Genomic DNA, 9,851 nt, shown 5'->3' on the forward strand with positions numbered 1-9,851 from the left:
GGGCCGTCCGGAGCGCGCGACGATGCCGCGATGGGGCTGAGCGCCGAGGACGCGCGCGCCGTCTTCGACCGGCGCCGCGAGGCCTGGCTCGCCGAGGACGTCGCCGCCTACCTCGACTGCTGGGTCGACGACCTCGTGCTCGAGACGCCGGGACGGGTGGTGCGGGGGCGGGCCGACTACGAGACCATGGTCCGCGGCTCGCTCCGATGGGCCCGCCCGCGCGCCTTCAAGGTTCACCACCTCGCCGCCGACGGCGACGTCGTGCTGGCCGACTGGACCATCACCGTCGAGCGCCGGGCCGACGGGCAGGCGGTGACGTGGCGGGGGATGAGCGCCTGCGAGCTGCGTGACGGCCGGATCGTGTGGTGGCGCGAGTACTACCAGGACCCGGCCGCCCTCGCTCGCGCCGCCCGCGGGTAGCGTCGCCCGCCCCCATGGACCTCACGTTCACCGCCGCCGAGGAGGCGTTCCGGGCCGAGTGCCGGGCCTGGCTGGGCGAGCACGTCCCGGTCGGGCTCCCCTCGGGCGACACCCGGGAGGGCTTCGCCGCCCACCTCGAGTGGGAGCGGGCCCTCTTCGACGCCCGGTTCGCGGTCGTGTCGTGGCCGGTCGAGTACGGCGGGCGCGACGCGTCGCCGATGGAGTGGCTGATCTTCGAGGAGGAGTACTACCGGGCCGGCGGGCCGCAGCGGGTCACCCAGAACGGCATCTTCCTGCTGGCGCCGACCGTCTTCGAGTTCGGCACGAGGGCCCAGCAGGACCGCATCCTGCCCCGCATGGCCGCGGCCGAGGACCTCTGGTGCCAGGGCTGGTCGGAGCCGAACGCCGGCAGCGACCTGGCCGGGATCCAGAGCCGGGCCGAGCGCGACGAGGCCGCCGGGGGCTGGCGCCTGTCGGGGCAGAAGACCTGGACCACCCGGGGCGCCTTCTGCACCCACCTCTTCGGGCTGTTCCGCAGCGACCCGGCCGCGGCCCGGCACCGCGGCCTCACCTACTTCCTCGTGCCCCTCGACGCCCCCGGCGTCACCGTGCGCGGCTTCGGCCGCCTCGACGGCGACGAGGGCTTCGCCGAGGTGTTCCTCGACGACGTGCTCGTCCCCGACGACGACGTCCTCGGCGCCGTCCACGAGGGCTGGCGGGTGGCGATGGCCACCACGAGCGCGGAGCGGGGCCTGACGCTGCGCAGCCCCGGCCGGTTCCTCGCCGGCGCCGACCGCCTGCTCGAGCTCTGGCGGGAGCGGGGCGGCGACGCCGACGCCGCGCTCGGCGACGCCGTGGTCCAGGCCTGGATCGACGCCGACGCCTACCGGTGGCAGACGTTCTGGACCGTGACGAGGATGACCGCGGGCGAGCCGCTCGGCGCCGAGCCGAGCCTCACGAAGGTGTTCTGGAGCGAGCTCGACGTCCGGCTCCACGAGCACGCGCTCGCCCTCCTCGGCGCCGACGCCGAACTCACCGACGACGGGCCCTGGATGAAGGGCTACGAGTTCGCGCTGTCGGGGCCGATCTACGCCGGCACCAACGAGATCCAGCGCAACGTGATCGCCGAGCGCGTGCTCGGGCTCCCACGCCGCTGACCCGACGGTGCGATTCGCGTTCACCGACGACCAGCTCGCCTTCCGCGACGCCGCGCGCGACCTGCTCGAGCGGGAGTGCCCGCCGGCGGTGGTGCGGGCGGCGTGGACGAGCCCGACCGGGCGCGCCCCGGGCGCCTGGGCCCGCCTGGCCGAGATGGGGGTGCTCGGCGCGCTGGCGCCCGCGGCCGCGGGCGGGCTCGGGCTCACCGTCGTCGACCTCGTGCTCGTCCTCGAGGAGACGGGCTACGCCGCCCTCCCGGAGCCGGTCGTCGAGCACGCCGCCGTGGCGGTGCCGCTGCTCCCGGACCCCGCCGCCGCCGCGGCCGGCCGCCGCACCGCGACCGCGGCGGTCGGGCCCGACCCGCGCGCGGTGTGGGCCGACACCGCCGACCTCGTCGTCGTCGGCGACGGCGCCCGCTGGCGGGTCGTGGACCGGGCCGCGCTGACGCTCGACGCCCACGCCTCCGTCGACGGGGCGCGCCGCCTGTTCGCGCTCGGGCCGACGCCCGACGACGCGCCCGTGGTCACCGACGAGCACGCCTTCGACCGGGGCGCGCTCGGGTTCGCGGCCCAGCTCGTGGGGCTGGCCCGCCGGATGCTCGACCTGACCGTCGGCTACGTGACCGAGCGGCACCAGTTCGGCGTGCCGGTCGGCTCGTTCCAGGCCGTGCAGCACCAGCTCGCCGACGCCCGCGTGGCCCTCGAGTTCGCCCGCCCCCTCGTCTACCGGGCCGCCTGGTCGCTCGCCCACCAGGACCCGGCAGCGGCGGTCCACGTGTCGATGGCGAAGGCCCAGGCCGCCGGCGCCGCCCACCGGGCCGGGCGCGCCGCCCTCCAGTGCCACGGCGCCATCGGCTACTCCTACGAGTACGACCTGCACCTGTTCCTGAAGCGGGCCTGGGCGCTCGCCGTCGCCTGGGGCGACCCCCGCTGGCACCGGGCCCGGGTGCGGCGCGCGATCCTGTGAGCACGCGACCGTCCGGGAGTCCCCATGCCTGAGGCCTATCTCGTCGACGCCGTCCGCACCCCGGTCGGCAAGCGGGGCGGCGGCCTGGCCGCGGTGCACCCGGCCGACCTCGGCGCCCACGTCATCCGGGCCCTCGTCGAGCGCAGCGACCTCGACCCGGCGGCGGTGGAGGACGTGTTCTTCGGCTGCGTCGACCAGCTGGGTCCCCAGGCCGGCGACATCGCGCGCACCTGCTGGCTGGCCGCGGGCTACCCCGAGGAGGTCCCGGGCACCACCATCGACCGCCAGTGCGGTTCGTCCCAGCAGGCCCTGCACTTCGCGGCCCAGGCCGTGCTGAGCGGCACGAACGACGTGATCGTCGCCGGCGGGGTCCAGAACATGAGCATGATCCCGATCGCCGCCGCCCTGACCGCGGCGGAGCCGTTCGGGTTCGCCGACCCGTTCTCCGGCTCGGTCGGCTGGGTCGCCCGCTACGGCACCCAGGAGGTCTCCCAGTTCCGGGGGGCCGAGCTCATCGCCGAGAAGTGGGGCATCAGCCGCGCCGAGATGGAGGCGTTCGCGCTCGAGAGCCACGAGCGGGCGGTCCGGGCCCAGGACGAGGGGCGTTTCGACCGGGAGATCGTGGCCCTCGACGGCGTGGCCGCCGACGAGGGGCCGCGACGGGGCACCTCGCTCGAGCAGATGGCGAAGCTCCCCGCCCTGACCGAGGGCGGCCGGCTCACGGCGGCGGTGTCGTCGCAGATCTCGGACGCCGCCAGCGCGGTGCTGGTGATGTCCGAGCGGGCCGTCCGCGACCACGGCCTCACCCCTCGGGCCCGGGTGCACCACCTCTCGGTGCGGGGCGCCGACCCGATCTTCATGCTCACGGCGCCGATCAACGCCACCGCGTTCGCGCTCGAGCGGACGGGCCTGTCCCTCGCCGACATCGACCTGGTCGAGATCAACGAGGCGTTCGCGTCCGTGGTGCTGGCGTGGCAGCGCGAGACCGGCGCCGACCTCGAGCGGGTCAACGTGAACGGCGGCGCCATCGCGCTCGGGCACCCGCTCGGCGCCACCGGGACGCGGCTCATGGCCACGCTGCTGAACGAGCTCGAGCGCCGCGGCGGGCGCTACGGCCTCCAGACCATGTGCGAGGGCGGCGGGCAGGCCAACGTGACGATCATCGAGCGGCTGTGAGGGCGGCCGCCCGCGGCACGATCGCCGCGTAGGCGTCCAGCACCGGCAGCACGCGCGCCGCCGGCGCCGAGGGCAGCCGCAGCACGACCTCGTCGATGCCGAGCGAGGCGTAGTACTCGAGCTTCCCCTCGTCGGGGACGGTCCCGAACGGCACCACGCGCACCTCGGCCGGGTCTCGACCCGCGGCGTCGCAGGCCGCGCGCAGGGCCGGGATGGCCTCCCGGACCCCGGCCCCCCCGATCGGGAGCCAGCCGTCGGCGTACTCGGCGACGTGCGCGAACAGGGTCGGGCCCGCCGCGCCCCCCACGAGGACCGGCGGGCCGCCGGCCTGGCGGGGCTTCGGCCACGACCAGCTGGGCTCGAAGGCGACGTGCTCGCCGTCGAAGCCGGCCACGTCGGCGCGCCACAGCGCCCGCATGGCGAGGACGTGCTCGCGCGCCACGGCCCGACGCGCCGCCGGGTCGACGCCGTGGTCGGCCATCTCCTCCCGGTTCCACCCGAACCCGACGCCGAGCTCGAGCCGGCCGTCGGAGAGCCAGTCGAGGGTGGCCGCGGCCTTGGCCGTGACGATCGGCTCCCGCTGCGCCACGAGGCAGATGCCGGTGCCGAGGCGGATCGTGTCGGTGACGGCGGCGGCCGCGGCCAGGACCACGAACGGGTCGACGGTCCGGCGGTACTCCTCGGCGAGCTCGGCCTCGCCGGTGGGCGGCGGCGTGCGCCGGCTGGTCGGGATGTGGGTGTGCTCGGGCAGGAACACCGACGTGAGGCCGCGCGCCTCGGCCGCTCGCGCCAGGTCCGGCACCGTCATCGTGAGGTCGGTCGCGAACATCGTGACCCCGAGCCGCACGGCGGTACCGTACCCGCCGCCATGGGGATCTGTGACGGGCGAATCGCGGTCGTGACCGGCGCCGGGCGCGGCCTCGGCCGCGCGCACGCGCTCGAGCTGGCGCGGCAGGGCGCGCGCGTGGTCGTCAACGACCTCGGCGTGGCGCTCGACGGCCGCGGCCGCGACGCCGCGACCGCCCAGGCCGTCGTCGACGAGATCACCGCGCTCGGGGGCGAGGCGGTCGCCAACGGCGACGACGTCGCCGATTGGGACGGCGCCGCGTCGCTCGTGCGCGCCGCCCTCGACACCTACGGCGGGCTCGACGTGCTCGTCAACAACGCCGGGTTCACGCGGGACCGCATGGTGGTGAGCGGCACCGAGGACGAGTGGGACGCGGTGGTGCGGGTCCACCTGAAGGGGCACTACGCGCCGACGCGGCACGCCAGCGGCTACTGGCGCGACCGGTCGAAGGCGGGCGAGCCGGTCGACGCGCGCGTCGTGAACACCAGCAGCGGGGCCGGCCTGCTCGGCAGCGTCGGCCAGGCCGCGTACAGCGCCGCCAAGGCCGGGATCGCCATCCTCACGATCGTCGAGGCGACCGAGCTGGCACGCTACGGCGTCACCGCCAACGCCCTCGCCCCGTCGGCGCGCACCCGGATGACCGAGGAGGCCTTCGCCGACGCCATGACCCGGCCCGAGTCCGGGTTCGACGCCATGGACCCGGCCAACGTGGCGCCGCTCGTGGCCTGGCTGGCGAGCGAGGAGTCGGGCGACGTGACCGGCCAGGTCTTCGAGGTCGAGGGCGGGCGGGTCAGCGTCGCCGAGCGGTGGCACCACGGCCCGGCCCGCCGGCGGGGGTCCCGCTGGGAGCCGGACGAGCTGGGGCCGGTGATCCGCGAGCTCCTCGGCGAGCTCCGCCCCCCCGACCCCGTGTACGGGACCCCCTAAGACGGCGCCAGCTCGACGATCGTGGCGACGGGCAGGGCCTGCCGGCCCGTGACCCGCAGGCCCGCCCGCGCGAACAGGGCGTCGAACTCGGCCCGGGTGCGCTCGCGCCCGGCGCCGGTATCCACGAGCATCTCGAGGTCCACCGCCTTGGCCGGGTGCCACCCGCGGTGCCGCGGCAGCTCCTGCTCGACGACGAGCACCCGCCCGCCCGGCGCCAGCGCCCGGCGGACGTTGCCGAGGATGCGCACGCACGAGTCGTCGTCCCAGTCGTGGACGACGGCCTGGAGGACGTAGCGGTCCCGAGCCTCGGGCACCGACGAGAAGAAGTCGCCGCCGACGACCTCGACCCGGTCGGCGACCCCGGCCGCCTCGAGCACCGGCCCGGCGCCGGCCACCACCTCGGGCAGGTCGAACAGCGTCCCGCGCACCCCCGGGTGCGCGGCGAGGACCCCGGCCAGCAGGGTGCCGGTGCCGCCGCCGACGTCGCACACGTCCCGACAGGTCGCGAAGTCGGGACGCGCCGCCAGCGCCTCGAGCTGCAGCCGCGACACCGCCGCCATCGCGGCGGCGAACAGCGTCCCGGCCTCCGGGTCGTGCTCGGTGAGCTGCTCCCAGAACGGCCGGCCGAAGGCGACGGCCGCGGCCGAGTCGCCGGTGCGCACGGCGTGGCCGAGCCGGGCCCAGAGGGCCAGGTGCCAGGGGGACCCGAAGAACCGGGCCCACGCCGACAGCGAGCCGGGGTGGGAGGACGCCAGCAGCGCCGACGCCCGGTTGTTCGCCCAGCGGCCGTCGCCGCGGCGGCGGAAGACACCCCGGGCGACGAGGTACCGCAGGAGGCGGGCGAGGGCGTCGGCCTCGGCGCCGGCCGTCGCGGCCAGCTCCGTCGTCGTGGCGGGCCCGCGCGCGAGCGCGTCGGCGACGCCGAGCTCGGCCGCGGTGGCGAGCGCGGCGGTGTCGAGGACGCCGAGGGTCCGCTCCATGACGAGGAGCTCTGGCGGCCCGAGGGCGTCGCGGAGGCGGGTCAGCCCGTTCCGGGCCGCGAAGACCGGCCGCAGCACCCACGCCGGCGGCAGGCGCCGCGGCATCGCCTACACGCGCTCGACGACCATCGCCATGCCCTGGCCGCCGCCGACGCACATGGTCTCGAGCCCGTAGCGGCCGCCGCGGTCCTCGAGCCCGTTCAGCAGCGTGGCCATGATCCGCGCCCCGGTCATCCCGAACGGGTGCCCGAGGGCGATGGCCCCGCCGTGCACGTTCAGCCGCTCCCACGGCACGCCGAGGTGCCGCGCCGACGGGATGACCTGGGCCGCGAACGCCTCGTTGATCTCGACCAGGTCGATCTGGTCGATCTGGAGGCCGGCCCGGGCCAGCGCCTGGCGGCTGGCCTCGATCGGGCCGAGCCCCATGATCTCGGGGTCGAGCGCGGTGACGCCGGACGAGATGACCCGCGCCCGCGGCGTGATCCCGAGCCGCTCGGCGCGGGTGTCGCTCATCACGATCGTGGCGGCGGCGCCGTCGTTGAGCGGGCACGAGTTGCCGGCGGTGACCGTCCCGTCGGGGCGGAACGCCGGCTTCAGCTGCGACAGCTTCTCGAGCGTGGTGTCGGGCCGGGGGCCGTCGTCGAGGGCGACGAGCCGCCCGTCCGGCACCGTGACCGGCGTGATCTCCCGCTCGAAGAACCCGTTCTTCTGCGCCTCGACCGCCCGCTGCTGGGACAGGAGCGCGAACTCGTCCATCTCCTCGCGCGTCACTCGCTCGCGCTCGGCGACGTTCTCGGCCGTCTGGCCCATGGCGATGTACACGTCGGGGAGGCCGGCCGGCGGCTCCCAGGGCCCCTGGCCGCCCTCAGTTCGGGTGGCGGTGCGGGCCTCGGCGTCGGCGAAGGCGGCGTTGTGGGTACCGGGAAGCCCGTCGGACATCCCCCTGGCGAAGCGGCTCACCGTCTCGACCCCACCGGCCACGAACACGTCGCCTTCGCCGGCCTTGATGGCGTGGGCGGCCATGCGAATCGTCTGGAGGGACGACGAGCAGTAGCGGTTGACGGTGGTGCCGGGGACGTCAGGGAGCCCAGCCAGGATGGCGGCGACCCGGGCCACGTTGTACCCGGACTCGCCCCCGGGCTGGCCGCAGCCCCAGATGACGTCTTCGACCGTCTGGCGATCGAGTTGGGGCAGCTTGTCGAGCACGGCCGTGATGATGGTGGCGCTCAGGTCGTCGGGTCGGAAATCGACCAACGAGCCCTTGTTGGCCCGTCCGATCGGCGAGCGGGCAGTGGCGACGATCACGGCTTCGGCCATCGAGGGTCCTCCGTACGGTTCGGGGCGGCCCGGTCACGCTACCGGCGGCGGCCGAACCCGACCACCCGGTCGCCTCGTACGGCCACACCCTCGGCCCGCAACCGCCGCCCCTGCTCGGGCTCGTGGCCGGGGGCCAACCGCCCGTCGCTCTTGACGACCCGCCACCACGGCAGCCCGTCGGAGCGGCTGAGCACGCGCCCGACGGCCCGGGCCGCTCCGGGCGCGCCGGCCTCGATCGCCACCTCGCCGTAGCTCACGACCTCGCCGCGCTCGAGGGCCTTGACCACGGCCTCGACCCGGACGGCGAGGGAGGCGCGGTCACCCGCCGGCTCGCTCATGCCACCGCCGACGTGACGCCCCTGCCGGGAACGCTGAACACGCGGGCCACGCTCACGAGTAGGGGCGCACCCTGGAGGTAGATGCCGGCCAGCCACCAGGGCACGTGGTACACGTCTGGATGGGTGTAGTGGAACGCGCCCGTCCCGGCCAATGTCCCCTCGTAGAGCACGCCGCCGCCGGCGAGCAGCAGGCTGGCGACGAGCAGCGGCCACCGATCGGACCGGGTGACGATCCGCCCGGTCCAGGCCACGGCCAGCACCGACGCCACCAGCACGGCGTGGTGGGCACCGAACACGCCGGTGGCGCCGTAGGCAACCAGGAACCAGGCCGCTTGACCGGCGACCTCCGTCGGGTCCGGCCGGGGCGAGTGGCGGGCGGAGACCCGGGCGACCGGCACGGACGCGGCCACCATCAGGCAAACGGCCACGCCGAACTGCGGGGCGACCCACCACGCTTGTCCGGCCAACCACGGGTGGGCATAGGTCAGCACTGACGATCGGACGTGGATCTGATCACAGGCCGCGCCGCCCACGGCCCCGGCCACAGCCAGACCCAGCCACCTCCGCATCGACGGCGACCGTACCCGGGACGGTGGCCGACAGGGCGAGCCCAGAGACCGGCAACGCCGCTGTGGCCCACGCCGCCTCAGAACCCGCCTCAGAACAGTGACCCTCCGGCCCCTGGAGTCCTATCCGGCGGCGCGACGGGCCGGCGCCTGTACGGTGGATGCCCGAATCCTGATGACGGCCGTACTGCGAGCGCACGCCGCGCTCCGAGAAGCGGGCCTCACCTACGTCGGACGACCCACCCGGGCCGTCAACTCGACGAACGAGGTCTGGTTCGCGGGGCCCTACGTGCTCCGGATCAACCCCCACCCGGAGTCCCGGGTGCTCGACCACGAACGCGTCGTGCTCGAGGCGCTGACCGACCAGGTGCCCGCCCCCCAAGTCATCGCCTATGGCGAGGCGACGTTCGGCGAGTGGCTGGTGATCACCCGGGTCGCCGGTCAGGAGATGAGCCGGATCTGGCCGGCCATGTCCAACGACACCCGCAAGGCGGCCGTCACCGCCCTCGGCCTGGCCCTGCGCCAGCTCCACCGGCTGGACACCGCCGGCACCGGCATTGCCGAACTCGGACCCTCTTCGGCGACCTCGCCGGATTGCCCCCATCAACTTCCTGCCGAGCGACTTCTCGAGGTCCTGGCCGAGGCGGCACAGCTGCCCTACGTCGACCGGGCCGTCATGGGCGGCGCCATGGACATGGTCCTGTCGACCGGCAGCGCTCTCGACGACGGGGCCGACTCCTTCATCCACGGGGACCTCCACTTCGAGAACGTGTTGGTCGACGACGGCGCCGACGTCACGGGCATCGTCGACTTCGAATGGGCCCGACCGGGACCGGCCGACCTCGACCTCGACGTCTTGTTGCACTCCCTCGCCGACCCGGCCCTGCACGTCGCCACCGACTACGACACCCTCCCCCGCCGGCGGGACTTCGAGCACGTGACCGCCTGGCTCCGCCACGCCTACCCCGACCTGTTCGCCCATCCCCGCCTGGTCGAGCGTCTGACCCTGTACCGGCTCTCCTACGACACCCGGGCCCTGCTCCAGCAACCGCCCGACCGTCCGGCCGACGGGCTGTCGACCCACCACCCGTACCGCCGGCTGAGGCGAGTCGTCGAAGGCCGCAGCAACCTGGCCTGGATCCTGACCGGCTGAGCC

General features: G+C 75.2%; 11 protein-coding genes. 6 read left to right on the plus strand and 5 right to left on the minus strand.

The genetic code is table 11. The features are described from left to right. The first annotated feature begins 30 nt into the window (after positions 1 to 30). From VG869_06655 to VG869_06670, 4 genes are read left to right on the plus strand one after another with little or no spacing between them, the layout of a single operon-like run. Entirely contained in the window at positions 31 to 420 is a 390-nt protein-coding gene (locus tag VG869_06655; GenBank protein ID HEV3450870.1) for a nuclear transport factor 2 family protein, read from the plus strand. A gap of 14 nt (positions 421 to 434) precedes the next feature. Then, on the plus strand, positions 435 to 1,577 hold the full coding sequence (locus tag VG869_06660) for an acyl-CoA dehydrogenase family protein (protein ID HEV3450871.1): 1,143 nt from the start codon (positions 435 to 437) through the stop codon (positions 1,575 to 1,577). Between the two features lie 7 nt (positions 1,578 to 1,584). Further along, a complete protein-coding gene (locus tag VG869_06665) occupies positions 1,585 to 2,544 on the plus strand; it encodes an acyl-CoA dehydrogenase family protein (GenBank protein ID HEV3450872.1) in 960 nt (319 codons plus the stop codon). A gap of 24 nt (positions 2,545 to 2,568) precedes the next feature. After that, positions 2,569 to 3,720 (plus strand): acetyl-CoA C-acetyltransferase, encoded by a 1,152-nt coding sequence (locus tag VG869_06670; protein ID HEV3450873.1) that lies wholly within the window; start codon positions 2,569 to 2,571, stop codon positions 3,718 to 3,720. Here the strand turns inward: VG869_06670 and VG869_06675 are convergent. Beyond that, a complete protein-coding gene (locus VG869_06675) occupies positions 3,704 to 4,567 on the minus strand; it encodes a TIGR03619 family F420-dependent LLM class oxidoreductase (protein ID HEV3450874.1) in 864 nt (287 codons plus the stop codon). The two genes, VG869_06670 and VG869_06675, sit on opposite strands and share 17 nt — an antisense overlap. Positions 4,568 to 4,588: 21 nt before the next feature. Here VG869_06675 and VG869_06680 point away from each other — a divergent pair, with 21 nt between their 5' ends. Further along, entirely contained in the window at positions 4,589 to 5,494 is a 906-nt protein-coding gene (locus VG869_06680) for an SDR family oxidoreductase (protein HEV3450875.1), read from the plus strand. Here the strand turns inward: VG869_06680 and VG869_06685 are convergent. From VG869_06685 to VG869_06700, 4 genes are read right to left on the minus strand one after another with little or no spacing between them, the layout of a single operon-like run. Further along, positions 5,491 to 6,579 (minus strand): methyltransferase, encoded by a 1,089-nt coding sequence (locus tag VG869_06685; GenBank protein HEV3450876.1) that lies wholly within the window; start codon positions 6,577 to 6,579, stop codon positions 5,491 to 5,493. The genes VG869_06680 and VG869_06685 overlap by 4 nt on opposite strands. Before the next feature lie 3 nt (positions 6,580 to 6,582). Beyond that, entirely contained in the window at positions 6,583 to 7,791 is a 1,209-nt protein-coding gene (locus tag VG869_06690) for an acetyl-CoA C-acetyltransferase (GenBank protein HEV3450877.1), read from the minus strand. A 38-nt stretch (positions 7,792 to 7,829) separates the two neighbouring features. Then, positions 7,830 to 8,129: an MGMT family protein gene (locus VG869_06695; protein ID HEV3450878.1), complete on the minus strand. Its 300-nt coding sequence runs from the start codon at positions 8,127 to 8,129 to the stop codon at positions 7,830 to 7,832. Next, positions 8,126 to 8,620 carry a hypothetical protein gene (locus VG869_06700; GenBank protein ID HEV3450879.1) on the minus strand — a complete coding sequence of 165 codons (495 nt, stop codon included), beginning with the start codon at positions 8,618 to 8,620 and terminating at the stop codon, positions 8,126 to 8,128. Before VG869_06700 ends, VG869_06695 begins: the two co-directional genes overlap by 4 nt. Before the next feature lie 250 nt (positions 8,621 to 8,870). Between VG869_06700 and VG869_06705 the strand changes: the two genes are divergently transcribed. Then, the gene (locus tag VG869_06705) at positions 8,871 to 9,848 is read left to right on the plus strand and encodes a phosphotransferase (protein HEV3450880.1); all 978 of its coding nucleotides are present in this window, start codon (positions 8,871 to 8,873) and stop codon (positions 9,846 to 9,848) included. Positions 9,849 to 9,851: the final 3 nt, after the last annotated feature.

This window comes from Acidimicrobiia bacterium (assembly GCA_035948415.1).
GTDB lineage: Bacteria > Actinomycetota > Acidimicrobiia > IMCC26256 > PALSA-555 > PALSA-555.